A 26,583-nucleotide genomic window follows, 5' to 3' on the forward strand; every position below is an offset into this window, starting at 1 on the left:
AATTTATTCGACTTTTTTGCTATGCTCTGTCGTCTGTTAGCAGTGGACTATTTAATTCGCTACTTTATCTACTTTGGAAAGATAAATATTTGAAATAACTAAGATACCTAAAAGAACAATCGGTGTAATCACCATTGGAGTTGCATCACCACTAGTGAAATGAGCAAAAGAGGCTGATATAAATACAATGCCAAATCCAGCGTAAGTCCATTCTTTTATTTTCAAAGGTATTTGAGGAATAAGTAGCACCAAAGCACCTATTAATTTTGCCAAGCCTAATTCTTGACGAAAATAGTCTGGAAAACCAAGATGTTTGAATCCATCTCCAATTTGAGGATTTGTAAAATAGCTATAGGCACTAAAAAGCATCATTGCACCAATGATACCAGTACTTACCCAATAAATAATTTTGTCTTTTTTCATTTTTAAGATTTATTTTGTTTGATGGTGCAAACCTATCTATATTTGCTATATAATTTATAGTACTATACTAAAGGATAGCACTATCATTGAGGATAGTAATGTTAGAAACTTATGACAGTATCAAAATTTGATGAAAAACATAATCCTGAAGAGTGTACAAAAATGATTGTACCCGTAAGAGACTCTTTAGAGATATTGAATGGTAAATGGAAGCTACCAATTATTATTGCATTGTCGTTTGGTACAAAAAGATTTAGGCAAATCGCAAAAGACATCAATGGCATTACAGATAAAATGTTATCGAAAGAGTTGAAAGATTTGGAAGTGAATGAGTTAATCAAACGAACAGTACATGATACTTTTCCTCCCACAGTTGAATATTCGATAACGGAGCATGGAAAATCGCTTGAAAAGTTAATCAACGAACTTCGACTTTGGGGAATAGAACATCGTAAGAAAATAATGAATACATAATTTTAAAACAATGGATTTTTTCGACATTAATAATATCTTTTTTGAGCTTTTAGGGGTAAAAATGAGTTACCTCGAATTTTATGCAACACTGACGGGCTTAGTTGCTGTCATTCTTTCAGTGCGAGAAAATGTGTGGAGTTGGATACTTGGCTTGCTGAATGTCGTTTTGGCATTTATCATGTTTTATCAAATTCAACTTTATCCTGATATGTTTTTGCAAATCTTCTTTTTTATTACGAATATTATTGGATTTTGGCAATGGAAATTCCCAAAAGAGCAAGAGGCTAACTTGCATAATGAGCTAAAAATCAGTCAATTATCATTAAAACAATTTGCTATTTACTCGCTAATAGGGCTTGTTTGTACCTATTTATTGGGAACATTTGCCAAGAATTTAAGTGAATTAATGCCAGCACTTTTCAGCAAGCCAAGTGCATTTCCATACATGGATTCATTTACAACGATTATGAGTATATTTGCTACTTTCTTGCTTATTCGCAAGAAAGTGGAAGCTTGGTGGATGTGGCTGGCAGTTGATTTCATTAGTACTTATATGTATTTTGTGAAAGACGTAAAATTATATTCGTTGCTTTATGCAGTTTTTTGCGTAATAGCTTTATTCGGTGCTATTAATTGGACGAAAGAATATCGAAAATTATGAAATAGATTTTATCAGTACAGTACAGGAATGTTACATGATTTTTTAAGTATAAAATTGCAGGATGATTTAAGTACTACAAAACCCCTACAAACCAATGCTCAGTAACGATATTATTCAACACCATAACGAAAAACTACAGGCTGAACACCAGTTCAAATTGACATATTTGACCGAACTTCTTGACCGAAAAGGTATTGATATTCAGACTATTATTGATAAAATTAAGGAGTTTCAAGTAGCTATTCCAAGCTGGGCTTTAGGCACTGGCGGTACTCGTTTTGGACGTTTTCCGAATGGTGGAGAACCAAGAAATTTGGATGAAAAAATAGAAGATGTAGGTTTGATACATCAATTAAATCGCTCATCGAATTCGATTTCATTGCATATTCCTTGGGATATTCCATCAGATGCCAATGCTGTAAAACAACTCCTCAAAGCCAATGATTTGACCATTGATTCGGTCAATTCTAATACTTTTCAAGACCAAAAAGACCAGCCTTTTTCTTATAAATTTGGTTCACTTTCGCATACCAAAAGTGAAGTGCGTGATTTGGCAATTCAACATAATATTCAATGTATAGAATATGGTAAAATGTTGGATTCAAAAGTGCTGACTGTTTGGTTGGCGGATGGCTCTAATTTCCCTGGTCAATCACATTTAAGAAGTGCTTATCAACGAACAAACGATTCATTGTCAAGTATTTATCAATCAATGCCTGAGGATTGGACGATGTTGATTGAGTATAAGCCTTATGAGCCACATTTTTATTCAATGGTGATTCCTGATTGGGGGACTTCTTATTCGCTATGTCAAAATATTGGAAAAAATGCACAAGTTTTAGTTGATTTAGGGCATCATTTGCCAAACACAAACATTGAACAAATTGTTGGACGTTTGATGCACTTCGGACGTTTGGGTGGTTTCCACTTCAATGGCTCAATGTATGGTGATGATGATTTAACAACTGGAAGCATCAAACCTTACCAATTCTTCTTGATTTTCAATGAATTGGTTGATGGAATGCAAGATGCAAGTGTGAAAAATCCGCCATTGGCTTGGATGATTGATGCAAGTCATAATACAAAAGATCCAATTGAAGATTTATTGCAGTCGGTCAATGCTATTTTGACAACTTATGCAAAAGCACTTTTGGTTGATAGAGTGGCTTTAGCTGATGCCCAAGAAAACAACGATGTTTTGCGTGCAGAAGAATTACTAAGAGACACATTCTTGACCGATGCAAGAGCCTTAGTTGCTGAGGCAAGTCGCCAAGCAGGTGGAGCAATTGACCCAATTGCAACTTTCCGTAGTGCAAAAATTAGAGAAAGTTTGGTTGGGAAAAGAGGGTTTAGTGTGGCAACTGGTTTATAAAAACTAAATTATGAAAGTAGGCTTATTTATACCTTGTTATGTTGACCAATTTTATCCAAATGTAGGTGTTGCTACACTACAATTATTGGAAAAGTTGGGTGTGGAAGTCGTGTTTCCGATGAAACAAACTTGCTGTGGGCAACCGATGGCCAATGGTGGTTGTGAGCAAGATTCTAAAGGAGTTTATGAACATTTTGTTGATACTTTTGCCGAATTCGATTATATCGTGACACCTTCTGGAAGTTGTACTTATCATATCAAAAAGCATTATGATATTCTTGAGCAAACACCCGCTGTTCAAAAAGTCAGAAAGTCAGTCTATGAATTGGTCGATTTTATAGAAAATGTGCTGAAAGTTGAGGAAATCCCTGTTGATTTTCCGCATAAAGTAGGTTTACATTTAAGTTGCCACGGACAGCGTGGACTTCGACAAGCCAACGCCTCAGAAATTACAGGTGTACGAGATGGGCAAATTTCAAAATTACTCCGAAAATTAAAAGGCATTGAACTCACCGAATTGAGTAGGAATGACGAATGTTGTGGCTTTGGTGGAATGTTTTGTGTGACTGAAGAAGCCGTTTCGGCACGAATGGGACAAGACCGAATCGCTGACCATTTACGAAATGGTACAAAGGTTTTGACAGGTGGAGATGTTTCCTGCTTAATGCACCTCGAAGGGATCGTTAAACGCCAAAAAGCACCTATAAAAGTAATGCACATTGCTGAAATTTTGAACGGAAATCAACCATGAATCACCAAAATCACCCAGAATTAGCAGAGGCGTTTAATAAAGATTTTGAGCGTACAACTTGGCACGACGAAACACTGTGGTTTGTTCGTCAGAAACGAGATAAGGCGATATATCCAATTCCAGAATTTCAAGAATTACGAACGCTTGCCTCTGAAATAAAAGATCATACATTAAGTAATCTTGATAATTATTTACTCGAATTTGAACAAAATGCTATTAAAAATGGCGTGAAAGTGCATTGGGCAGCCGATGCTGACGAGCATAATCAAATCGTAATGGATATTATCAAGCAATCGAGTAATGTAGAAGGCCGAAATATCCGAATGGTAAAAAGTAAATCAATGCTCACAGAAGAGTGCCATTTGAATACTTTTTTGCAAAAAAATAACATTGACGTCGTTGATACGGATTTGGGCGAACGCATCATACAATTTCGTGATGAGCCACCAAGCCATATTGTAATGCCTGCCATTCACCTCAAAAAAGAAGATGTTGGCGAAACTTTTCACGAGCATTTGGGAACAACCAAAGGCGAAAAAGATCCACAAGTTCTGACCGAAGCAGCACGTCAGCATTTGCGTGAGAAGTTTATAGCAGCCGACGTAGCTCTCACAGGTGTCAATTTTGCAATTGCTGAAACAGGCGGTTTTGTGGTTTGTACCAACGAAGGCAATGCTGATTTAGGCGTAAATTTGGCCAAAGTGCATATTGCTTGCATGGGCATCGAAAAGATTATTCCAAAACTACATCATTTATCAGTTTATACCAGATTACTCGCCAGAAGTGCTACTGGTCAGCCAATTACAACCTATACTTCGCATTTTACAAAACCAACGGATGGCAAAGAAATGCACATTGTGATTGTTGATAATGGACGAACACAGCAATTAGGTAGAGCCGATTTTCGTAATTCTTTGAAATGTATTCGTTGCGGAGCTTGCATGAATACTTGCCCAGTTTATCGCCGAAGCGGTGGACATAGTTATGATTTTACAGTACCAGGCCCAATTGGGGCGATTTTATCGCCAAATATTGATTTACATAAATATAGCAGCTTACCTTTTGCCAGTACACTTTGTGGTTCGTGTTCGGACGTATGCCCTGTAAAAATTGATATTCATGTACAATTATATAAATGGAGACAAATTGTTGGTCAAGCAAATGAACTACCTGCCGCAAAAAAATGGGGAATGAAAGGCTTAGCAAAAGTACTTTCAATGCCCAAAGTATATAATTTTAGTGGAAAAATGGCTCGTGGGGCATTGAGAATCTTACCTCATGGTTTGACTCATAATCAAAGCATGAATCCGTGGGCGAAAGCAAGAGAATTGCCCGATGCTCCGAAACATAGTTTTAAGGAATGGTACGAGGAAAATAGAAAATAGATGACCAGCAGAGAAAAAATATTAGCAAATATCGCAAGTAATAAACCTTCATTGACAACATTGCCTAATGTGCCAATTTTTGAAGGTGATGGAAGTATCGAGCGATTCAAGACTGTGCTTGATGGGATTGGAGGAAGAACGATTGAACTTTCTTCAAAAGCCGATTGCCAATCAGCAATTGATACTTATTATAGCGATTTGAAAAATGTAGCTTCCAATATTGTCAAAGCGAATGTTGAAGTGAATCTGAGTACGTCTAAAGACGTTTTAGAGCAGATTGATTTGGCAGTTATTCAAGGAGAAATTGGTGTTGCTGAAAATGGAACAATTTGGGTTCCAGAAAGTAATATGCTTAACAGAGCTTTGCCATTTATTACCCAACATCTGGTATTGGTTCTTGAAAAAAAGAACATTGTCGCCAATATGCAACAAGCTTATGATAAACTCAAAGGAGCGGGTAGTTATGGTGTTTTCATTGCGGGACCATCAAAAACTGCCGATATTGAACAGTCATTGGTCATTGGAGCTCATGGAGCAAGAAGCATGATGGTTTTGATTTACTAATTAAAAATAAGCTTTTACTTACCGATTTTGTGATTGATTATTATTTGTAGTTTTAATTGTAAATAGATAGATTTACACTATGATACTATAAAAACAACTCCAATGAGTGAAAGATTTACCAGTATGTTTTTTACATTGGTTCTTTTGGTCAATATCTATTTCTTTATAAAGATTGAGCCAAACGAACTTAAAAACCAATTGGATAGATTATTAGCTCTATTCCTTTTTCAATTCGACTACTTATTCTTATTCGTTTATATTCTCTCAAAACTTTTACAAAAAATCCGAAAACCATTAGTATTACTTTCTATTTGTTATGGAGGCCTTTTTACTATCGGACTTTCTTCATTTTTTATCGTAGATGAGAAGATGTACGATATTGTGTATTCTTATGTTCAACCTATTCTGAGATTAATTTTGGTAATTATTTTCTTTGGAATGGGGGTTAGAAAATATCTGCTAACATCAAAAATAGATATAGCTTTGTATATTTTAGGCACAATTGGAGGTTTGTATTTTTTATATCTTTTAAATCTTTACCCAAGACCTTCGATGGGGTCATTTAATTTTTATTGGGTTGGAATAATGATATTTTTATTTACAGGAATTCAGCTAAAGCATCACCAACAGAATAATCAAGTTTTGTTTCTTATAGGATTATTTTTTACAGCTATAGCTGATTTATACTATATTTTGCCCCCCGAAGCACGAACTTTTGAATTTACTTATATTTTTATAAGAGTTATCAATACCATTGGCGAGTTTCTAATAGTCAATCATGTATTGAGGTTTTATAAAGTTAATGTCAAACAGAAATTTTGATGTTTTTACATTATAATTCTAATTTTCTCTAATATTTCTATTAAATGCTTTAGAGAACTATTACTCCACGCGTGAAAGTTGTCCCAAATGATAATTCCACAATTCTCAATCTCTAAACTTTCATACCTGTTGTTTAAGTTTTCTATCAATAAGTTAGAATGTTTTTGAGAGTAAATATCACAATTATCTCAAACATTTATAAATAAATAATTGTGTGAAGTAAACATACTAACTACTTATCTGTTTAAAATGTTATCTTGTAAAATGCTACCAATAAATTTGTTTTGCTTTGGCATAATAATTGGCATTTAAACTTAAAAGATGATGATTTATTGAAAGGATTTTCAGACTTTTACGTTAGATATAGTGGCTATTAGCTGTAAGCAATTAGTCGCTTCGGCGGTCTATTTTAATTTTTATATTAAAACCTCAAAAAAGCCAACAGCTAACTGCTAATAGCAATTAAAATTAATTTAAAAAGGCGATATGCAATTTCTTTTTCCTACTTTTCTTTGGAGCTTATTGGCACTTTCTGTGCCTTTGATTATTCATTTATTCAATTTTCGCCGAACAAAGCGAGTTTTTTTTACAAATGTTGCATTCTTGAAAGCAGTCGAAACCCAAACGAGTGCTTTTCGTCGCATCAAGCAATGGCTTATTTTAGCTTCAAGAATTTTGTTTCTTACCTTCTTGGTTTTGGCTTTTGCTCAACCTTTTTTGCCTGCCAAAAATGGAGCAACGAATCGTAGTTCGGGTTTAGGTGTGAATAGCCTTTACCTCGACAATTCGTTGAGTATGCAAAACACAACGGAAAACAAACGCTATTTAGATTTAGCAATCACCAAAATTGATGAATTACTTACACTTTTTCGCCAATCGCCTAATATACAATTAGTTACAAACGATTTTTCGGGAGAAGATCAAGCCGTAACTAATGGTACAAAAATAAAAGATCGACTTACTTCCGTAGGTTTTTCATCGAATCCACGAACGCTAGAAAGTGTTTATAAACGCCAAAATAGTTTAGCTCAAAAGCATAATTCAAGTGCAAATAACCAATTTTTTTGGTTTTCTGATTTTCAGAAAAGTACCGCAGGAGATTTGAAAAAAATCAAAACTGATACGCTCAATAAGGTGTTTTTAGTGCCAGTTCAAGGCAAGAAAAATCAAAATGTTTTCACTGATTCGGTTTGGTTAGCCTCACCTTTTATTCGTGAAATGCAGAATAATATTTTGTATGTAAAAGTTTATAATTCAGGTAGTGAAGAGGTTGAAAAACTACCAATCAAATTGTTTATTGATAATACACAAGCCTCAACCGCTTCAGTTGATATTGCCCCGAATAGCTCGGCAACTGCCACTTTTAATTTTACTGTAAAAGACAAAGGTTTTCATCGTGGAAAAGTTTCATTTGATGACCAACCCATTACATTCGATAATGATTATTATTTTGTGTTGAATGCCTCGCCAACAATTCAGATTTTACATTTGTACCAAGAACGTAGTGCGACTGACTATATCGGAAAAGTTTTTGATAATGATAGTCTTTTTAGTTATCGTGCATTCAGTGCTACAAATGTAGATGTAGGGCAATTTAAAAATGCCAATCTCATTGTTTTAGAAGGTGTGGAGCAAGTTTCGGGAACATTCAGAGCCAATCTTGAAGAGTTTGTAAGAAATGGTGGAAACTTATTGATTTTTCCATCGGCACGCCCAGATGTGGTCGCATACGAACAATTTTTAGGTGGTTTTGGTATTCAAGGAATCAATAACTTGAATCAGCCTGTTTTACCACAAAGCCAATTAGCCATTGCCGAACCCAATCGACAAAATCCTTTTTATATTGATGTTTTTGAACGAACTACATTACAGGGAGTTGTGAATACACCACTTATGCAACCTGCATGGACTTGGTCGGGCGTAGGTGAAAAAATATTAACTTTCAAAAACCTACAAAATTTTATTACTTCAACGAAAGCTTCGCAAGGACGTATTTATCTTTGTGCCTCACCATTAGACAAAGCGTATGGAAATTTTGCCGAACATGCCTTTTTCGTGCCAACAATGTTTAAGATTGCCTCGATGAGTACCAAACAAGAACGAGCAGCCTTCAATTTTAGCGAAGGAAGCATCACACTTGAATTGAGTAATGGGAAAAAAGATGCAACTTATAAATTAAAGAATGTCTCTACTCCAAATAATAAAATTGAAATTATTCCAATACAGCGTATCATAGGAAATACGCTTACGTTGGAATTGCCAAAGTCATCGCAATTGACTGATAATCAAGTACTTGAATCTGGATATTATGAATTGCAATTAGACGGAAAAACTGAGAAATTATTGGCATTTAACCATGATAACGAAGAATCAAAAATGGATTTTTATACGCCAGAAGAACTAAGAACTTTCTTTTCAGGACAAAAAAACATAACGATTTTTGATAATTTATTGGATGGGGATTTTGTGAAAACATTCCAAGAAAGTAATGTAGGTACACCACTTTGGAAATACTGTGTAATGCTTGCCTTAGTTTTTTTATTAATTGAAATTTTGTTGATTCGATTTATGAAAGGGTGATAATAGATAGTTTTGAGGCTGATAAAAGTCTAAAAAATACATAAAAGAAGAATTTACTTGTAATTTTACTGATATTAAAAGTTGCTAAATTTCAGTTTTATATTGTTTATTGATAGAAATTTTGTTGATTGTGATAAAATAGAACGAAGTGTTTAAGAGGGCATTACCACACTTGCCTCCTTGAAAAATTTTAAATCAATAATTGCCCATGAAAAAATTGTCATTTTTGCTGTTAATTACAACATCTCTGTATGCTCAAAACGGTACGGAGATTTATTTGATGGATTTATCTAAAGAAGGAGGATATTTTATTCTTACAAATCCTAAAAATATCACTAAAAGAATAGGGTATGATAACCAACCTTTTTTCCATCCTACACAACCGCTGATTTATTACACGGCAATGAAAGATGGGCAAACAGATATTTGGTCATATAATTATAAAACCAATATATATGAACAAATAACAAATACCATTGATTCTGAGTATTCGCCAAATGTTACGCCAGATTTAAAATATCTTTCTTGTATTGTGCAACGTAAAAGCAATGGCGACCAAGACTTGGTAAAATATAAAATTGATAATCCTCGAAATACTCAAATAATTTTTGAATCGCAGAAAACTGGTAAGATTGGTTATCAGGCTTGGCTTAATTCTAATGAGCTAATTACTTTTGTTTTGGGAACACCTCAAACGCTTCATTATCAAAATATTATTACAAAAAAGGACACAATAATTGCCCCAAATATTGGTCGTTCCCTACATTTGATGCCTAATCAAAAGACTTTTAGTTTTGTACAACAAATTGGCGAAAAATGGTTTATTCGTTCATTTAATCCTGCGAAAAATACTATTAAAGACCTTGCAGAAAGTAGCCCAGAATCGGAGCATTATAATGCTTGGACGACCGATGGCATCATTCTGGAAAGTAGAAATGCTGAAATCTATTGGTATGATTCAATAATTAAAAACTGGGAATATGTAATTTTACCTGAGAACTTGCCAAAAAAGAAAATTAGTAGAATGGCTGTAAAAGGAAATAAAATAGCTGTCGTAATTGATGAATAAATATCTGAATTTTCCGATGAAAAGGTTGCTATTGCTTTCCATCTTCATGTTTTTTTTCAATGCTATTCAAGCTCAAGATTTCATCAAAACTGATGTTTTAATTATTGGTGGTGGTACTTCGGGGACAATGGCAGGTATTCAATCGGCACGTTTGGGTGTAAAGACAATTATTGTGGAAGAAACTCCGTGGCTGGGAGGTATGCTAACTTCGGCAGGAGTTTCGGCAATAGATGGCAATCATCATTTACCATCGGGGCTTTGGGGAGAGTTTCGAGAAAATCTCATCACTTATTATGGAGGCGTAGAAAATCTTTCAACAGGCTGGGTGAGTAATACTTTATTTGAGCCTTCTGTTGGACAGAAAATTTTGCTCAAAATGTGTAAAGCAGAGAAAATGCTTTCATTGATGTTTAGTACTAAAGTAATTGATATTCAGCAACTTACAAAAGGTTGGCAAGTTAAACTGTCAAATGGAAAGATCATTCAAACAAAAATTTTAATTGACGCCACTGAACTTGGTGATATTGCAGCAAAAGTGGGCATTCAATATGATTTAGGAATGGACGCACAAACGACTTATAACGAAGCTATCGCCCCAGAAAAATCCAATCATATTATTCAAGACCTCACATATACGGCAATTCTCAAAGATTTTGGAGTAAATGCTGATAAAACATTGCCTAAACCAGCCAATTATGATGTTGCAGAATTTCATTGTGCGTGCAAAGAAGTATGCAATGACCCTAATGCTAAACGTCAAAATCCATGTGCAAGTTTGATGACCTATGCCAAACTTCCTAACAATAAGGTTTTAATCAATTGGCCTATTAATGGCAATGATTATTATGCAAATATGGTGGAAATGGACGAAAATCAACGATTAGAAGCCATTAATGCTGCCAAAGCTGTAACACTTCGATTTGTGTATTTTCTTCAAACAGAATTAGGTTTTAAAAACTTTGGCTTGGCTGATGACGAATTTCCTAGTACAGACCAATTACCGCTGATTCCATATCATCGTGAAAGTCGTCGTATCAATGGTTTGGTGCGGATGAACTTAAATCATATCGAAAAGCCTTTTGACCAAACTCTGCCACTTTATCGCACGGGTATCGCCGTGGGTGATTATGCCATTGACCATCATCATGGTAAAAATTTAGCTGCTCCCGACCTACATTTTGTGCCAGTACCATCGTTTAATATTCCGTTGGGTAGTCTTATTCCGAAAGGAAAATCTAATTTTATTGTGACAGAAAAGTCAATTTCGGTGAGTAATTTGGTTAATGGAGCTTCACGCTTGCAGCCAGTTGTGATGCAAATAGGTCAAGTTGCAGGAGCATTGGCTGCATATTGCATCCAAAAAAGTATTTCACCTGAAAAAGCTTCGGTACGTGCTATTCAAGATTTATTGTTGTATTCAAAAGGTTACTTGATGCCTTATTATGATGTTCCGTCAAGCCACCCAAATTGGGAAGCGATTCAAAGAGTAGGTGCAACCGGAATATTGAAAGGCGTAGGGCAATCAGTTAATTGGTCGAATCGAACTTGGTTTTATCCAGATTCTGCTATTTCAACCAATGAATTTCTGAAAGGCTTAAAAGACTTTGAACCAAAATTTGATTATAAAGAAATTCCCGAACAAAAAATCATGGCTTTTGCCGAATTTGAAAAGATTTTGATGAATTTTAAGCAATTTTTGACATCAAATAAAAACCCATTGGCTAAAAATTTATTGATTAATCATAGCAGTGTTGATAAACAAAATCAAGCTATTTCTCGGAGTGAAATAGCCGTAAGCTTGGCTGGGTTGTTTCTTAAAGAAGTAGATTTTGAGGGAAAATATAAATAAAAAGTCCGAGAAATTTAGGCTTAGTAAATTCTCGGACTGATTGAAAGAAGTATTATTTTGCAACAACTTCAAAAGGCAAATTCAAGCTCATGATGGTATTCTCCAATGCACTGAGTTCTTCCTTCATTTCTTCAACATAACGTTCGGTTTCGTTTTTAAAAGAAGATGCCAGCGACTTATAATAGTCAATGCCTAACAATAAATTGGTGTAAAAAGCTTTCAGTGTTCTTACCTGTGCTGTCGAAAGATTTTCAACTTGTTTATTGAGCTGATTTTTGTAATAATCTACATAAAGTATCAGTTCATTTACAAACATATTAGGTCGTTTCAATGAGTTCAAAATATTTGTTCGACCATAAATATGATCAACCATTTGTTTTAGCGAAAATACTCCTGAAAAATAAGCTAAATTTGGCCCTGGACAAATTGTTACTGCCGTAAGTTTATGAGCAGGACTAATATCATGTTTTAATAAAGCAGCTACCCCCAGACCTTCGCACAAACAATCTCTTTGATTGAGAAAATTGATTTTTTCGGTTTTTTGCTCGGGTGTCATGTCACTTGCTTCAATCTGTTTGATTTTGGCATGAATGTATTCACGAGAAGATTCACAAATAGGTTCTTTTGTAAATTCTGTATTGGTAGCAAGAAACTTTTTATAACAAGGGCTTCCTGGGCGATTTTTATCAATACGCATCAAACGTTGCTCTTCTCCAGTCGAATGTCTAAAATTATTAAAAGGGACGCCCAAAGGTGAAGCTTCACTCAAAAAATAATCGTCTTTTTGAGCATTTGCCATTTTTTGAAGCGTATCATTATCAACATTAGTAGCTTCAGGAACTAACAGAAACGGACTTGCCCAACCAGTACCATCAACATCGTAGTAGTCAAGTAAAAAATTATCTTCATTAGCCGTTCCTATTCCTCCTTGTACTGTAATTTTCATATCAGGAAGCGAAGCAAATGAAGCTACTCCTTTGGCTATCAATGCTTGATTGCATATCTCAAATATTTCTTTTTGCAAAGTTGCTCTATTTTGCTTGAATTCTTCCATAATAGGGCCAAGCAAAAGGCCATCGGTAGCGAAAGCGTGTCCGCCACAGTTTAGTCCCGACTCGATTCTGAATTCCGAAACCCACAAACCTTTTTTTGCCAAGATTTTACCTTGTGTAAGAGCTGAGCGATAATCACTTACTTTTAAGATGATTTTCTTTTTCAAGAGACCTTTTTCATCTGGGAAAAAGTCATTGAAGGCATCAATATAGCCATATAATCGAGGGTTATAACCAGCCGAAAATACAATACTTGATGCTAAATTGCTTTGTGCATAGCCACGAAATGAAGAAAGTGCATCGGAAAACTCTTTTGGAAGCATTTCTCCATTTTCATCATAATGTGTTCTATCAACTTTTGACATCACGTTTACATCAATCGAACCTGCCACAATCGAATGACGGAGTTGTTCTTGAATCTGTGTTTTGACTGAACTATCCTCTAATTGAAGCATTCCAATATAAAGTTGCTTGATGGGCGAGGTTTCAGGCAAAAGCTCAAAATATTTAGTAATTTCTGAACCTTCAACGAATGGTTCTAAGCGTAGTTTTGATACTTGCTTATTAATCAATCTGTCTAATAAATTTAAGTATTCAGTAATGCGTTTGGCTCGATAATCTTCATCTTTTTCAGTAATTGGATGATAAGTTTCACCATTTTGATGGCTGTGAAACTTTCTCATTTTTTCGATGAGTTCGTGTTCGATAATTGAAATTACCGAAGATATACCAAATCGGGCAACTTTTAGTGGCGTATCAATCGTGAAACCCAAGCCCATTACGGGAATATGGAATGTGTGAGAGGTTTTTTGTATCATTGCTTTTCAGAAAATTTAACAAAGCAACGTAAAATCCATTAACTGAAACATGATATTTGTCATGGATTGGATTTTTAACTGGTGCAAGTGTTAAGCGAAGCGTCACTTGTACTTATGAATAACATGCAGTCTGAGACTGCTTGCGAAATTTCTTGTTTACACATTAATGAGCCATCCTGCAAATGGTTTCACTGTTGCACAATTTGGACTACCATCTTTTCCTGTACCTGGCACATAAGTTTCTAAAACTGCATTAGGCATATTGTATAATTGTTCCACTTGCTCCCAAGTAATCCCAGTCAAAGGGACTTTGAGCCTCCTTGACCAAACGGAATCGAATTGACCTACAAAAGCTCCGATACCAATGTAAACGAATTTATCACTTGAACCTTGAACAAATTCACCCGAAAATTTCGGTGATTGCTTTTTCTCGGTATCATCTTTTATAAGAATTGAAAATTCAAAAATCAAGTCATTAGTGGTAGCACGTTGCTTTTGGACAGTTATAAAATTGTTCCCATAACCTTTTTGTAAGCCAAAATCTACCCCAATAGGTGGGTTTATTAGATTAATCCGAAGATTCAATTCTTTTTTCATTTGATTAGTCGACTTGAAAATAATTCTTGGTCATTTCATTCGACTAAGCTATAAAAAACGCTCAAGAAATCAAAATCTCTTGAACGTTTTCAATACATCTTAAAATATTTATCTCAAACTCTCATTCAAAGCTTCCAAAGCATCAACACCTGGGCAGAGTAAATCTTCTTTTAGGGTGTTTAGTGGTTGTTTGGTTGTTTGAAGTACATCGTGTAAAGCATTGGTATTTGGCTCAATGTAGATAAGTCCTGTTAAGATTTCCCCTTTTTCTTTTGAGGTTTGAATGGCATTCATCGCCGAAAGTTTATCTTCAGGATTCCAACCTTGATGCAATTTTTGTAGCTGCAATGCTGAACCATCGTGTAAAGTTACTTCTTTAGAATCTTCATAACTCGCTGTGATTTCTTCCATTACTGGCACAAAATCTACTGTCGAAGTTGCTTCGATATGCTCACGCACATAATCGTAAGATTTTGTAGAACCTACGTTATTATTGAAAGTCACACAAGGTGAAATTACATCAATCAAAGCAAAACCTGGGTGAGAAATAGCTGCTTTTATCAATGGAATCAACTGAGTTTTGTCGCCTGAGAAGCTACGAGCTACAAAAGTTGCTCCCAGTTCAAGTCCTAAACCTACTAAATCAATGGCATTGAAAAGGTTAGTTGAACCAGCTTTACTTTTTGAACCATTATCTGCCGTAGCAGAGTCTTGCCCTTTAGTAAGACCATAGCAACCATTATTCATTACTACATAAACCATATTAAGATTACGGCGAATGGCATGGACAAACTGCCCCATACCAATAGAAGCTGAATCTCCATCGCCTGAAACTCCGAAATAAACCAAGTCACGATTGGCCAAATATGCACCAGTAGCCACCGAAGGCATACGTCCGTGAACTGAGTTAAATCCGTGCGAATTTCCTAAGAAATAGGCAGGAGTTTTTGATGAACAACCAATTCCTGAAAGCTTGGCAATTCGGTGTGGCTCAATTGCCAACTCGAAACAAGCTTGGATGATTGCTCCACTGATAGAATCGTGGCCACAACCAGCACAAAGCGTTGATAAAGCTCCTTCGTAGTCTTTTTTTGTAAAATCTATTTTATTTTTTGGCAAATCAGGATGCCTAAAGGTCGGACGAACGTATGTCATTTGTTCAGTTTGTTACAAGATTTTTACTAATTTCTTTCACAATTTTATCAGCCGTAATAGGCATTCCGTCATAATTCAAAATACGAATCAATTTTTTAGGATTAATTTCTAATTCATTGATAAGTAACGAACGCATTTGGGCATCACGGTTCTGCTCAATTACAAAAACTACTTCATGGTCTTCAATGAATTGCTCAACGTCTTTATTAAAAGGGAATGCTTTGAGTTGCATTGCATCAAGCACTACGTCTTGTTCACGTAATAAATCAATGGCTTCTTCAGACGAATAAGTGGAAGTTCCGAAGAAAATCACACCCATCGGACTCATATTTTTTTGTTGGTAGAAATGTGGTTTTGGCACAAGGTCTTTGGCTGTATCCCATTTTTTCTCTAAGCGTTGCATATTTCTTACATATACTGCACTATCTTCAGTATAAACTGCATATTCGTCACGAGAAGTACCACGAGTAAAATACGAACCTTTAGTTGGGTGCGTGCCTGGGTAAGTTCTATACGGAATACCATCACCGTCCGAATCTAAGTAACGACCAAAACGTCCCATATTTTCTAAATCCTCGGCAGTATAAACTTTACCTCTATCGTATTTTCTACTTTCATCCCACTCAAATGGCTCGCTCATGTGGTCGTTCATTCCTAAATCCAAATCAGTCAAGACGATGATTGGCGTTTGTAAACGTTCTGCCAAGTCAAAAGCATCAGCAGTCAATTCAAAACAATCTTTTGGATTGCTCGGAAACAGCAAAACGTGCTTTGTATCGCCATGAGAGGCATAAGCAGAAATCGTAATATCAGATTGTTGTGTACGAGTAGGCATACCAGTTGAAGGACCAGTACGTTGTACATCAATCAAAACAGCAGGAATTTCAGCAAAATATCCTAATCCTAAAAACTCGTTCATTAATGAAACTCCAGGGCCAGAAGTGGCTGTAAATGACCTTGCACCATTCCAGTTTGCTCCGATAACCATACCGATAGCTGCCAGTTCGTCTTCTGCTTGAACGATGGCAAAATTTTTCTCGCCGGTTTCTTTATTCGTACGGAATTTCTTAGCGTATTTTTCAAATTTCTCAACTACTGAAGTTGAAGGAGTAATTGGATACCAAGCTGCAACAGTTGCTCCTGCAAAAACAGCCCCTAAACCACACGCTCCATTGCCATCAAACAAGATTTTTTTACCAACTAAATCACGTCTTTCAACTCTAATTTCAAGCGGAAAAGTGAAGTTTTCTTGAACATATTTTACACCCAACTGTAAAGCTTGAACATTTGAAGGAATTAATTTTTCTTTTCCTTTGAATTGCTCGGCTAAGAGTTGTTCTAAAACAGCAAATTCAATATCCAATAAAGCTGACAATGCTCCAACATAAATGATATTCTTGAATAATTGGCGTTGACGAGGGTCAGAGTATTGCTCCATACAAATTCCCATCAGCGGAATGCCGAGATAAGTAATGTCTTCACGAATGTATTCTTTGTGCAGCGGTTTGGTGCTATCATACATAAAATAACCACCTGAACGCACACTTTGAACATCTTTTAACATACTTTGTGGATTGACCGAAACCATTAAATCTATGCCTTCACGACGACCTAAATAGCCTTTTTCGTTTACTCGCACTTCATACCAAGTCGGTAATCCTTGAATATTAGAAGGGAAAATGTTTTTTGGTGTAACAGGAACTCCCATTCTAAATATAGCTTTGGCAAACATACCATTGGCACTGGCCGAACCAGTTCCATTGACATTGGCAAAGCGAACTACAAAATCATTGACTTTTGTCATATTTACATTCTCAAAAAAGAGGAAATTTCATTTAATTTATTGCAAAGGAACAAGTCAGAGACTTGTTCTACATCAATGGCTTCCGCAACCGTGATGTGCTTTTGTTGTATTATAGAAAAACTTCTGCATATCCCAAGCTGAGGTTGGACATCGCTCGGCACACAAACCACAATGCAAACAAACATCTTCATCTTTTACCATCACTCGACCCGTTGCTGCTAATGTATTTGACACTAAAAGGTCTTGGTCTAAGTGCAAAGATGGAGCTTTTAGGCGGGTACGAAGGTCTTCTTCTGTGCCATTGACTGTAAATGTGATACAGTCGGTTGGACAAATATCCATACAAGCATCGCATTCGATACAGCGGTTTTCGGTGAAAACTGTTTGTACGTCACAGTTAAGACAACGTTCAGCTTCTTTAAAACCTACGATTTTATCAAAACCAAGTTCCACTTCTTTTTTACGGTCGCTCAATGTTACTTCTTTGGAAGCTTGAGGTACTACAAAACGGTCATCATCAGCAACAATGCTATCATAACTCCATTCATGGATACCCATTTTCTGAGAAACCAAGTTTGTGAATGGGTCAGGGCGTACATCAAGTGGTTTTCCTTGACAATATAAATCTATCGAAACTGCTGCCGAGTGACCTTGAGCAACAGCTGTAATTACATTTTTAGGCCCTAAAGCAGCATCTCCACCAAAGAAAACTTTAGGATTAGTCGATTGGAAAGTTGTACTATCAACATTAGGCATTTCCCACTTATCAAACTCAATACCTAAGTCACGTTCAATCCAAGGAAAATAGTTTTCTTGACCAATGGCTACCAAAACATCATCAGCTTCGATGAAAACGTGCGGTTCTCCCGTTGGAACGAGTGAACGTTTGCCTTTTTCATCATAAACGGCATGAACTTTTTCAAAAGTCATTCCTTTTAACTGACCATTTTCAGCCACAAATGAAACAGGCACATGGTTATCTAAAATCGGAATATCTTCGTGCATGGCATCTTCTTTTTCCCAAGGAGAGGCACGCATTTCAGAAAACGGACTACGTACAACGACCTTTACCTCTTCACCACCTAAGCGACGAGAAGTACGGCAGCAGTCCATAGCGGTATTTCCACCACCCAAAACGATAACTTTTTTACCGATTTGTTTCGTATGTTCAAATGCAACGCTTGCGAGCCATTCGATACCTACGTGAATGTTTGCTGCACCTTCAGTTCTTCCTGGAAGATTTGATAAATCACGCCCACGAGGAGCTCCAGTTCCTATGAAAACTGCGTCATATCCATCATCTAAAACACTTTTTAGACTCGAAACATAAGTTTTGAAATGTTGATGAATACCCAAATTAAGGATATTATTTACTTCTTCGTCCAAAACTGTTTCTGGCAAACGGAAAGATGGAATTTGACTTCGCATCATACCACCTCCTTTGATTTGTTCATCAAAAACGTGAATTTCATAGCCCAAAGGAGCTAAATCACGAGCAACAGTAAGGGAAGCAGGACCAGCACCAATCAAAGCAATGCGTTTTCCATTGCCTTTGGTAGGAATTTTAGGAAGTAAATGAGAGATATCTCCTTTATTATCGGCAGCTACTCGTTTTAAGCGACAAATAGCCACAGGCTCTTCGTCCACACGACCACGACGACACGCTGGTTCGCAAGGTCTATCACAGGTACGGCCTAAGACGCCGGGAAAAACATTTGATTCCCAGTTGACCATGTATGCCTCTGTATATTTTTCGGCAGCAATAAGTCTGATATACTCAGGTACGGGTGTATGAGCTGGGCAAGCATACTGACAATCTACGACCTTATGGTAGTACTCTGGGTCGTGTACATTTGTTGGTTCCAATGGTTTGAATAGTTTTAAATTGAAATCGTAGGTAAAACTACTTAATTTTAAAAAGCACTACCAAATATTATTTTGTTAATTAACTAAATTGGCAATGATTATATGATTTTTTGTTAATTTAATACAAGTTTTACATCTGCTTTAATTCATTGACCAATTTTGACAAAACACCTTTGGCATCGCCAAAAAGCATACTTGTTTTTGGTTGGTAGAATAAAAGATTATCAATTCCTGCATAACCAGCGTTCATGCTTCGTTTATTGACAATGATATTTTTAGCATTTTCTACATCTAAAATTGGCATTCCGAAAATAGGTGAAGAAGGGTCTGTTTTAGCAGCGGGATTTACCACGTCATTTGCTCCAACAACTAAAACAACGTCAGTATTAGCAAATTGAGGGTTTATATCTTCCATTTCGACTAATTTATCATACGAAACATTACTTTCTGCCAAAAGTACATTCATGTGTCCTGGCATACGCCCTGCTACTGGGTGAATCGCATAAACTACTTCCACGCCTCGTTCTTCAAGTAAAAGTTCTAATTCATGAATGACGTGTTGTGCTTGTGCAACTGCCAAGCCATAACCCGGCACAATGACTACTTTTTTAGCATAATTCATCAAAATCGCAGTATCCGAAATTGAAATATCTTTGATGCTTCCGTTGACTTCTGCACCAGAGCCAGCAGCAGCTCCACCACCAAATGCTCCGAAGATTACATTGCTCAAAGGGCGATTCATAGCTTTACACATCGCTAAAGTTAGGATTGTTCCTGCCGAACCTACCAAAATTCCACCTGTGAGCATTACCTGGTTTTGGTACAAAAAACCACCAAAGGCGGCAGCTAAACCAGTAAATGAATTGAGCAATGAAATTACTACGGGCATATCAGCTCCGCCAATCGGGATCACAAATAGGACACCATAAATTAATGCAAAAACAAATAATAAAACGACTAAGAAAAGATGCTCAGGTTGGGCGTAAACGATATATGCCCCAAACAAAACAAGGGCAATCAGTACGACAGTATTCAGAATATTATACGATGGAATTCTGATTGGTTTTTTCATCGTTTCATTGAGTTTCAAGAAAGCAATGATACTTCCACTGAAAGAAACTGAACCGATAATTAAGCCTGCAATAATCGTAGCTAAAGCACCTGTCTTACCTAAATTATGCTCATATTCCATCAATCCAATGATTGCAGCACAAGCCCCGCCCATTCCGTTGAAGAGTGAAACCAATTCTGGCATTTTTGTCATTTGCACTCGTCGGGCGGTAAGCCAACCTGCTACTGTTCCGATACCGATAGCTGTTAAAATCAGAATAATTTTAGCAGGTTCACGAGTAGTATAACCATCAGTATGATTATACAATAAGATAGTGCCGACAATGGCCAAAGTCATGCCAAAAGCTGCATAAAGATTTCCTTTACGAGCGGTGTCTGGGTGACTGAGCATCTTTAAACCAAGCACGAAAGTTACCGAAGCAATTAAATAAATAATGTCAAGAATATATTTTACTTCCATGAGGTCTATTTTTTCTTTTTAAACATTTCTAACATTCTATCAGTAACGGCAAAGCCACCGACTACATTAAGTGTGCCGAAAACTACCGCAACAAACCCAAGAGCTAAAGCTAAGATATTTTCGGCAGGAGTATTGAGCATAACAATGATTGCCCCAACAATCACAACTCCGTGAATGGCATTTGCTCCACTCATCAAAGGAGTATGAAGTACGGCTGGTACTTTTCCGATTACCTCAACGCCTACAAAAACAGATAATATAATGATGTATATCATCTGAATGTTTTCGCCAAGAAAAGTGAGTATTTCGTTCATTATTTGGTAATTTGTTATTTGTTATTGGGGAACTGGTTACTGGGATTAGGTAATTAGTTATTTTTGATTTAGAAATAAACCAGTAACTATTTAACTATAACTCCATTATGCACAATCAAAGAGCCTTTGGTGATTTCTTCTTCCATTTCCCATTTGAAGCCATCTTTGGTAGCTAAATGAAGCAAGAAAGTAGCAATGTTTTTGGCATAGAGTTCACTGGCATTAAGTGGCAACATTGAAGGTATATTGGCCTCTCCAACAATGGTTACACCATGTTTTTCGATGGTTTTGGCAAATTCACTGCAAGCACAGTTTCCACCTTGTTCGACCGCCATATCAACAATGACGGAGCCAAATTTCATATTTTTTACTACTTCTTCAGGAATAAGCATAGGTGCTTTTTTTCCAGGAATCAGAGCTGTAGTAATAACTAAATCAGCTTCACAAATATGTTTGGCAATGACTTCTTGTTGCCTTTTCAGGAATTCTTCTGAAACACCTTTGACGTATCCACCTTCAATTTTGATAGAATCATCGCCTTTTACTTCGATAAATTTACCACCCAAAGATTCTACTTGCTCTTTTGTCTCAGGGCGAATATCACTTACTTCAACTACAGCCCCAAGGCGTTTGGCTGTAGCAATGGCTTGTAAGCCAGCTACTCCAGCACCCATAATCACAACTTTTGCAGGCTTGATTGTTCCAGCAGCAGTCATTAGTAATGGAAAAATTTTGCCTAAATGATAGGCCCCAATGATGACTGATTTATAGCCAGCCAAATTTGCTTGTGAACTCAAAGCGTCCATTTTTTGGGCCCGAGAAATACGAGGAATAGCATCTACCGAAAAAGCAGAAATACCTTGATTGACGCAGGCATTGACCATCTCAGGATTGGAAGCAGCATACATGAAAGAAATAGCAACCGCCCCTTTTTTCATGGAGTTTATTTCGTCATTGGTGAGTGGGTTTACTTTCAAAACCACATCAGCAGAGGCGAGCAAGGTAGATTTATCATTTTGGATAGTTGCTCCTACAGTAGTGTAGGCAGCGTCTTCAAAAAAAGAAGAGGTTCCAGCATCCTTTTCAATGTCACATTCAAATCCAGCAAGGACAAGTTGTTTGCAGACTTCAGGGGTTAGAGCAACTCGACGTTCAAATGGTTTTGTTTCCTTAATTACGGCTAATTTCACAATACAATTGTTCTGTTTTAATTCATGGGGCTAATGTAGAAATTATTCAATTATTTATCAATTTATTTATAAAAATATTTAAACTATTTTAAAAAGTAGTTGCTGTATGGTAATTATTATTCCTGTTTATGAGTTTATTGATGGGATAAGACATGTGGTATCTACATTGCTGTTTTGTTCAATTTGAAAAATGATCAAAAATTCTAATCATAATAGATGACTTTTGACAATCATTGGATGATTTCTTTGACTTGAATATAAAGCTATTTTAAACGTAAGAGAACGACGAAAAGATTATTTAGAAAAGGGAAGAGCTATTAATAAACTTAGCAAAAAAGTTTGAGAAATTGATGTGGATTTAAATTATTATGTTTGATGGATTAAGTTTTCTACTTAAAATAAAGAAGTTAGGGAATTGGGTAAAATTCGCGTACTGTTGTTAAAGATTGGGACTTACAAAAGTAAGTCCCAATCTTATCGTTTTTAAGCTTCAACTTCTTCACAAGCTGCAATCATAGCACCAGAAAGCGTAACGTAGCAGAGTGTCCAGGCTTCTTTTACTTCTTCGTTCCAGTTTGTGCCAAGTCCTTTTTCGAGTGTCCATAATAAAGCTGCACCAACAGGTTCATAATGCTTTGGCTCGACACCATATTTGATGTGTCTTTGGGCCAACTTCGCTACTTCGTCAATGATACTTTCGAGTTTATCTAATTTTCCTACAACATAAGACAACATCGAAATTAATTTGCGAGATTGCTCAGGCATTGAAGTTTTGCTAAACATCGGGCTTACTTCGGGAGCAATTTCAAAAAGGCGGTTATAAAACAATTCGCCGACTGTCTCGGCAGGAATTTTAGCTACGAGGGCAAAAGTGTCTTTTACGAGTTTGATTTGATAGGTATTCATGACTGAGTAATTAATTTTTTATTGGTGATTGATGCTATCTGGATTCAAAACTAAGCTCTTAGAATAGGACAAAAAATAAAAATTGACTGAGTAGTCAGAAACCTTTCTTGAATGGTAGTAAATAAAGAATGAATGAAAAAGTTTTTTCTGAAAAATAGTGAGAATAAATATAGTTTCGCTACTAAAAAAACTATCTCAAGAACAATAATAATGATTGAAGTGCACAACTAAAGAAGTTAAAATCAGTAATTTGACCGCCCAGTAAATTTATTGTATCAAAACTGATAAAAGCAATAACAATCAATAACTGTCTTTTATCTTTGTAAGACTTCTATTTTTTTTATATAAAGTTCTCGAACATCTTATACCATTGCATTTAGTAAAATTGAATATGAAAAGATATTTTATATTAAGTATATTTTGCATTTATGCACTTTCGGGTGTTTCCCAAACATTACCAAATCCAATCATGTTTTGTACGCAAGTACCTCAACCCTTTGGTTTTGGTACTTCCTTAGAAACATTTGGAAATCAACAAGCAAGTACATTCTCTGCTCCAAGAGGAGGTGATTTATATATTCGCTATACTGATGGTTCTTTGAAAAACTTAACCCAAACTGCAGGTTTTGGGCAAAATGGCATGCAAGGAGCTAATGCGATTGCAGTTCGAGACCCTTCTGTTCACTGGAGTGGAACCAAAGCACTCTTTAGTATGGTGATTGGGTCGGCAACACAACGTTATCAAGTACAGAGTTATACATGGAAAATCTATGAAATTACAGGATTAGGAAAAAATGAAACACCTGTGATTACACTCGTGCCAAATCAACCAATTGGTTATAATAATATCCAACCTATATATGGTACAGATGACCGTATTATTTTTATTTCCGATATGCCACGTGGAGGTATAGCTCATCTTTATCCTCAGCATGATGAATATGAATCGTCACCAATTGTTTCAGGTATTTGGCGACTTGACCCAAAAGCTTGTTCGATCGCAAGTGGACTTGAAATGTTGACACACTCGCCTTCTGGAGATTTTACACCAAGTATTGACAATGCAGGAAGACTTATTTTTACAAGATGGGATCATTTACAGCGTGACCAACAAGCGGATGCTGATATTGAAGATATTTTGAACAATACTGGAAATGATTATAATTATGGCACATTTAATTATGCAGATGAAACAGCTAATGCAACAAAGTCTGCTATTTTGCCTGATGCAGAAATCTTCCCAGAGCCTCGTCCTGGCCGAACAGATTTACTTTCATTGCCTCAATGGGCAAATACCAACCCGCAGAGCTTCAATATATTCAATCCTTGGATGATGAATGAAGATGGAACCGAAATGGAAATCCTCAATCACTTGGGCAGGCATGATATGCAACAATATATTACCCCTAATTTTACTAATGACCCTAAAATCCATGATTTTTATACTCCTATAAGTCAAACGCCGATTCGTGGAATGTTTCATATTCAAGAATCACCTGTTACACCCGGTCTTTATTACGGTATTGAAGCACCTGAGTTTGGAACGCATGGTTCAGGTATGGTAGTATCAGTAAATGCTCCTCCTGGAATGCATCCCGAACAAGTTACTTTTACTTATGTCACCCATCCTGATACTCGGAGTGCCGACGCTACACCAAGTGTAAATCATTCTGGATTATACCGAAATCCAATGCCCCTTTCTAATGGTAAAATTGTTGTTTCACATTCACACTCGACCGAAGAAGATAGCAACATTGGTGCATCAGGGAACCCGTTAAGTAAATACGATTATAGAATACGTCTTTTGGAAGCAACGGGCGGCTACTTTAAAGCAAGTGCCACCGCATTGACAGGTGCTGGAATTACGAAAAATGTTTCGTGGTGGAGTCCTGATGAACTTTATACTTATAATGGCGTACTTTGGGAAACCTATCCAGTTGAGGTTCGGGCGAGAGCTTTGCCTACAAAAACCACCCTTAATATTGAAACAGTAGCTCCGTCGGAACTGGCTCTTTTTACTTCGGCAGGTGTAAATTTGCATGATTTTCGTAAGTTTTTGAATAGAAATAATTTATCTGTGTTGGCAATAAGAGATGTGACAAGTCGTGATGATCAAGACCAACAACAACCTTTTAATTTAAAAGTATCAGGCACAGCTCACCAAACTGTTAGTAATAATCCAAGTCAGGCTTCACCTGTTTATAATGTAAAACACCTGCAATTTTTTCAGAATGATTTGGTTAGAGGAATAGGTGGAATAAATACACCAAAAGCAGGTAGGAGAGGATTGGCAAGGTTTCTACATGACCCAACGGCTATGACTTATAACCCACCAACGACGGGTTCGCAAGGGAGTGCCAATATTCATCCTGATGGCTCAGTGGCAATGATTGTTCCTGCTAAAAGAGCCTTGACTTGGCAATTGACCGATGATAATAATAAAGGAATTGTTCGTGAACGTTTATGGATCAGTACCAAATCAGGTGAAATTCGTACATGTACTTCTTGTCATGGTGAAAGTACCTTGAATCAAGCTGGGCAGCCATCGCCTTCGAATCCCCCACAAGCTTTAACAACCTTATTGAATCATGTAAAAACCATAGATAGCGATAATGATGGAGTGAAAGATATTTATGATGCTTTTCCTAATGATGGAACAAAGTCAATTGCTGAGGCTGTAAACGAAAAATTTGTTGCAAATTTAGCTAATTGGATCAATCAAAATCTTGATAATGACGCAGTTACATGGACTACACAAAGTAATACTTGTCATGCCAACTCAGCAATGATTAATAATCGTGCCTTAGATAATACAGGAAAAATTGACAGATTAAGACGATTTGTTGACCTTTCAAACATGGATTTTGCAAAACTTTCATTTGATGTGGCTTATGCTCGTTATGATGCGTCAAAGTTTGATAGATTAAAAGTCTATGTTGTTTTGTGTGATGGAAGCCAACAATTAATTTATGATAAAGCAGGAACTACTTTGGCAACTGCACCCGACCAAACGACACTTTTTACACCCGCTGCTTGTAATCAGTGGCGAAATGAAAGCATTAATCTTTCGGCTTATGCAGGAAAAACTGTCGAATTAGTTTTTGAGAATGTTGGAGGTTGGGGCAACCGATTATTTTTAGATAATATTCTTATTCAAGAAATTGACATTTCTCCTCCATGCCCCAATTCTCAGAGTTTTTCAGGCAATCTAACCACTGGAAAGTACAATGCTGCTACCACAATAATTACTCAAAGTGGTGTACAAACAAGGGTTGTTGCAGGAGCAAATGTAACATTTAACGGTGGTAGTTCGGTGACACTTCAAACAGGTTTTGAAGCTCAAAATGGTAGTGTTTTTAAGGCTTATATTGGTGGTTGTGGGTATTGATTATGAAGATAA

At 36.4% G+C, this 26,583-nt stretch carries 21 protein-coding genes; 11 read left to right on the forward strand and 10 right to left on the reverse strand.

What is annotated here, in order from left to right; translation table 11 throughout:
• Window positions 1-51 precede the first annotated feature (51 nt).
• Window positions 52-423: a DoxX family protein gene (locus ACQUQZ_RS03420; protein ID WP_435353344.1), complete on the reverse strand. Its 372-nt coding sequence runs from the start codon at window positions 421-423 to the stop codon at window positions 52-54.
• A 111-nt stretch (window positions 424-534) separates the two neighbouring features.
• Between ACQUQZ_RS03420 and ACQUQZ_RS03425 the strand changes: the two genes are divergently transcribed.
• From ACQUQZ_RS03425 to ACQUQZ_RS03470, 10 genes are all read left to right on the forward strand, one after another.
• Window positions 535-897, forward strand: a complete 363-nt coding sequence (locus ACQUQZ_RS03425; RefSeq protein WP_435353345.1) for a winged helix-turn-helix transcriptional regulator — start codon at window positions 535-537, stop codon at window positions 895-897.
• A 10-nt stretch (window positions 898-907) separates the two neighbouring features.
• A complete protein-coding gene (gene pnuC / locus ACQUQZ_RS03430; protein WP_435353346.1) occupies window positions 908-1,558 on the forward strand; it encodes a nicotinamide riboside transporter PnuC in 651 nt (216 codons plus the stop codon).
• Window positions 1,559-1,652: 94 nt separating this feature from the next.
• Entirely contained in the window at window positions 1,653-2,930 is a 1,278-nt protein-coding gene (locus tag ACQUQZ_RS03435) for a TIM barrel protein (RefSeq protein WP_435353347.1), read from the forward strand.
• A gap of 10 nt (window positions 2,931-2,940) precedes the next feature.
• On the forward strand, window positions 2,941-3,681 hold the full coding sequence (locus tag ACQUQZ_RS03440) for a (Fe-S)-binding protein (RefSeq protein ID WP_435353348.1): 741 nt from the start codon (window positions 2,941-2,943) through the stop codon (window positions 3,679-3,681).
• On the forward strand, window positions 3,678-5,066 hold the full coding sequence (locus ACQUQZ_RS03445) for a lactate utilization protein B (RefSeq protein WP_435353349.1): 1,389 nt from the start codon (window positions 3,678-3,680) through the stop codon (window positions 5,064-5,066). The genes ACQUQZ_RS03440 and ACQUQZ_RS03445 overlap by 4 nt, the downstream gene beginning before the upstream one ends.
• Complete coding sequence (locus ACQUQZ_RS03450) at window positions 5,067-5,630, forward strand: LutC/YkgG family protein (protein WP_435353350.1); 564 nt, start codon at window positions 5,067-5,069, stop codon at window positions 5,628-5,630.
• Between the two features lie 102 nt (window positions 5,631-5,732).
• Entirely contained in the window at window positions 5,733-6,452 is a 720-nt protein-coding gene (locus ACQUQZ_RS03455) for a hypothetical protein (RefSeq protein ID WP_435353351.1), read from the forward strand.
• 486 nt (window positions 6,453-6,938) lie between these two features.
• Window positions 6,939-9,032: a BatA domain-containing protein gene (locus ACQUQZ_RS03460; RefSeq protein WP_435353352.1), complete on the forward strand. Its 2,094-nt coding sequence runs from the start codon at window positions 6,939-6,941 to the stop codon at window positions 9,030-9,032.
• A 208-nt stretch (window positions 9,033-9,240) separates the two neighbouring features.
• The gene (locus ACQUQZ_RS03465) at window positions 9,241-10,101 is read left to right on the forward strand and encodes a TolB family protein (protein ID WP_435353353.1); all 861 of its coding nucleotides are present in this window, start codon (window positions 9,241-9,243) and stop codon (window positions 10,099-10,101) included.
• Window positions 10,102-10,117: 16 nt separating this feature from the next.
• Window positions 10,118-11,950: an FAD-dependent oxidoreductase gene (locus ACQUQZ_RS03470; protein WP_435353354.1), complete on the forward strand. Its 1,833-nt coding sequence runs from the start codon at window positions 10,118-10,120 to the stop codon at window positions 11,948-11,950.
• 52 nt (window positions 11,951-12,002) lie between these two features.
• Here the strand turns inward: ACQUQZ_RS03470 and ACQUQZ_RS03475 are convergent, their stop codons facing one another.
• The 9 genes from ACQUQZ_RS03475 to ACQUQZ_RS03515 form a co-directional block, all read right to left on the reverse strand.
• On the reverse strand, window positions 12,003-13,820 hold the full coding sequence (locus tag ACQUQZ_RS03475; RefSeq protein WP_435353355.1) for a hypothetical protein: 1,818 nt from the start codon (window positions 13,818-13,820) through the stop codon (window positions 12,003-12,005).
• 156 nt (window positions 13,821-13,976) lie between these two features.
• The gene (locus tag ACQUQZ_RS03480) at window positions 13,977-14,417 is read right to left on the reverse strand and encodes a DUF5990 family protein (RefSeq protein ID WP_435353356.1); all 441 of its coding nucleotides are present in this window, start codon (window positions 14,415-14,417) and stop codon (window positions 13,977-13,979) included.
• A gap of 108 nt (window positions 14,418-14,525) precedes the next feature.
• Window positions 14,526-15,572 (reverse strand): 2-oxoacid:ferredoxin oxidoreductase subunit beta, encoded by a 1,047-nt coding sequence (locus tag ACQUQZ_RS03485; RefSeq protein WP_435353357.1) that lies wholly within the window; start codon window positions 15,570-15,572, stop codon window positions 14,526-14,528.
• A gap of 4 nt (window positions 15,573-15,576) precedes the next feature.
• Complete coding sequence (locus ACQUQZ_RS03490) at window positions 15,577-17,376, reverse strand: 2-oxoacid:acceptor oxidoreductase subunit alpha (RefSeq protein ID WP_435353358.1); 1,800 nt, start codon at window positions 17,374-17,376, stop codon at window positions 15,577-15,579.
• Window positions 17,377-17,448: 72 nt separating this feature from the next.
• Window positions 17,449-19,242: an FAD-dependent oxidoreductase gene (locus ACQUQZ_RS03495; RefSeq protein WP_435353359.1), complete on the reverse strand. Its 1,794-nt coding sequence runs from the start codon at window positions 19,240-19,242 to the stop codon at window positions 17,449-17,451.
• A gap of 130 nt (window positions 19,243-19,372) precedes the next feature.
• The gene (locus ACQUQZ_RS03500) at window positions 19,373-20,773 is read right to left on the reverse strand and encodes an NAD(P)(+) transhydrogenase (Re/Si-specific) subunit beta (RefSeq protein WP_435353360.1); all 1,401 of its coding nucleotides are present in this window, start codon (window positions 20,771-20,773) and stop codon (window positions 19,373-19,375) included.
• A 5-nt stretch (window positions 20,774-20,778) separates the two neighbouring features.
• On the reverse strand, window positions 20,779-21,087 hold the full coding sequence (locus ACQUQZ_RS03505; RefSeq protein WP_435353361.1) for an NAD(P) transhydrogenase subunit alpha: 309 nt from the start codon (window positions 21,085-21,087) through the stop codon (window positions 20,779-20,781).
• A gap of 86 nt (window positions 21,088-21,173) precedes the next feature.
• Window positions 21,174-22,277 carry a Re/Si-specific NAD(P)(+) transhydrogenase subunit alpha gene (locus ACQUQZ_RS03510; protein ID WP_435353362.1) on the reverse strand — a complete coding sequence of 368 codons (1,104 nt, stop codon included), beginning with the start codon at window positions 22,275-22,277 and terminating at the stop codon, window positions 21,174-21,176.
• 483 nt (window positions 22,278-22,760) lie between these two features.
• Window positions 22,761-23,183, reverse strand: a complete 423-nt coding sequence (locus ACQUQZ_RS03515) for a globin family protein (protein WP_435353363.1) — start codon at window positions 23,181-23,183, stop codon at window positions 22,761-22,763.
• Window positions 23,184-23,574: 391 nt separating this feature from the next.
• On the opposite strand from ACQUQZ_RS03515, the gene ACQUQZ_RS03520 reads away from it, so the two are divergent.
• Window positions 23,575-26,571: a 3-coathanger stack domain-containing protein gene (locus tag ACQUQZ_RS03520; protein ID WP_435353364.1), complete on the forward strand. Its 2,997-nt coding sequence runs from the start codon at window positions 23,575-23,577 to the stop codon at window positions 26,569-26,571.
• Window positions 26,572-26,583: the final 12 nt, after the last annotated feature.

Source organism: Emticicia sp. SJ17W-69 (assembly GCF_051209875.1).
Classification (GTDB): Bacteria; Bacteroidota; Bacteroidia; order Cytophagales; family Spirosomataceae; genus Emticicia.

What these genes read in the sequence shown, in the direction of transcription:
- ACQUQZ_RS03420 (WP_435353344.1), bottom strand. Translation starts at nt 423, where the DNA reads ATGAAAAAAGACAAAATTATTTATTGGGTAAGTACTGGTATCATTGGT.
- ACQUQZ_RS03425 (WP_435353345.1), top strand. Translation starts at nt 535, where the DNA reads ATGACAGTATCAAAATTTGATGAAAAACATAATCCTGAAGAGTGTACA.
- pnuC (WP_435353346.1), top strand. Translation starts at nt 908, where the DNA reads ATGGATTTTTTCGACATTAATAATATCTTTTTTGAGCTTTTAGGGGTA.
- ACQUQZ_RS03435 (WP_435353347.1), top strand. Translation starts at nt 1,653, where the DNA reads ATGCTCAGTAACGATATTATTCAACACCATAACGAAAAACTACAGGCT.
- ACQUQZ_RS03440 (WP_435353348.1), top strand. Translation starts at nt 2,941, where the DNA reads ATGAAAGTAGGCTTATTTATACCTTGTTATGTTGACCAATTTTATCCA.
- ACQUQZ_RS03445 (WP_435353349.1), top strand. Translation starts at nt 3,678, where the DNA reads ATGAATCACCAAAATCACCCAGAATTAGCAGAGGCGTTTAATAAAGAT.
- ACQUQZ_RS03450 (WP_435353350.1), top strand. Translation starts at nt 5,067, where the DNA reads ATGACCAGCAGAGAAAAAATATTAGCAAATATCGCAAGTAATAAACCT.
- ACQUQZ_RS03455 (WP_435353351.1), top strand. Translation starts at nt 5,733, where the DNA reads ATGAGTGAAAGATTTACCAGTATGTTTTTTACATTGGTTCTTTTGGTC.
- ACQUQZ_RS03460 (WP_435353352.1), top strand. Translation starts at nt 6,939, where the DNA reads ATGCAATTTCTTTTTCCTACTTTTCTTTGGAGCTTATTGGCACTTTCT.
- ACQUQZ_RS03465 (WP_435353353.1), top strand. Translation starts at nt 9,241, where the DNA reads ATGAAAAAATTGTCATTTTTGCTGTTAATTACAACATCTCTGTATGCT.
- ACQUQZ_RS03470 (WP_435353354.1), top strand. Translation starts at nt 10,118, where the DNA reads ATGAAAAGGTTGCTATTGCTTTCCATCTTCATGTTTTTTTTCAATGCT.
- ACQUQZ_RS03475 (WP_435353355.1), bottom strand. Translation starts at nt 13,820, where the DNA reads ATGATACAAAAAACCTCTCACACATTCCATATTCCCGTAATGGGCTTG.
- ACQUQZ_RS03480 (WP_435353356.1), bottom strand. Translation starts at nt 14,417, where the DNA reads ATGAAAAAAGAATTGAATCTTCGGATTAATCTAATAAACCCACCTATT.
- ACQUQZ_RS03485 (WP_435353357.1), bottom strand. Translation starts at nt 15,572, where the DNA reads ATGACATACGTTCGTCCGACCTTTAGGCATCCTGATTTGCCAAAAAAT.
- ACQUQZ_RS03490 (WP_435353358.1), bottom strand. Translation starts at nt 17,376, where the DNA reads ATGACAAAAGTCAATGATTTTGTAGTTCGCTTTGCCAATGTCAATGGA.
- ACQUQZ_RS03500 (WP_435353360.1), bottom strand. Translation starts at nt 20,773, where the DNA reads ATGGAAGTAAAATATATTCTTGACATTATTTATTTAATTGCTTCGGTA.
- ACQUQZ_RS03505 (WP_435353361.1), bottom strand. Translation starts at nt 21,087, where the DNA reads ATGAACGAAATACTCACTTTTCTTGGCGAAAACATTCAGATGATATAC.
- ACQUQZ_RS03515 (WP_435353363.1), bottom strand. Translation starts at nt 23,183, where the DNA reads ATGAATACCTATCAAATCAAACTCGTAAAAGACACTTTTGCCCTCGTA.
- ACQUQZ_RS03520 (WP_435353364.1), top strand. Translation starts at nt 23,575, where the DNA reads ATGAAAAGATATTTTATATTAAGTATATTTTGCATTTATGCACTTTCG.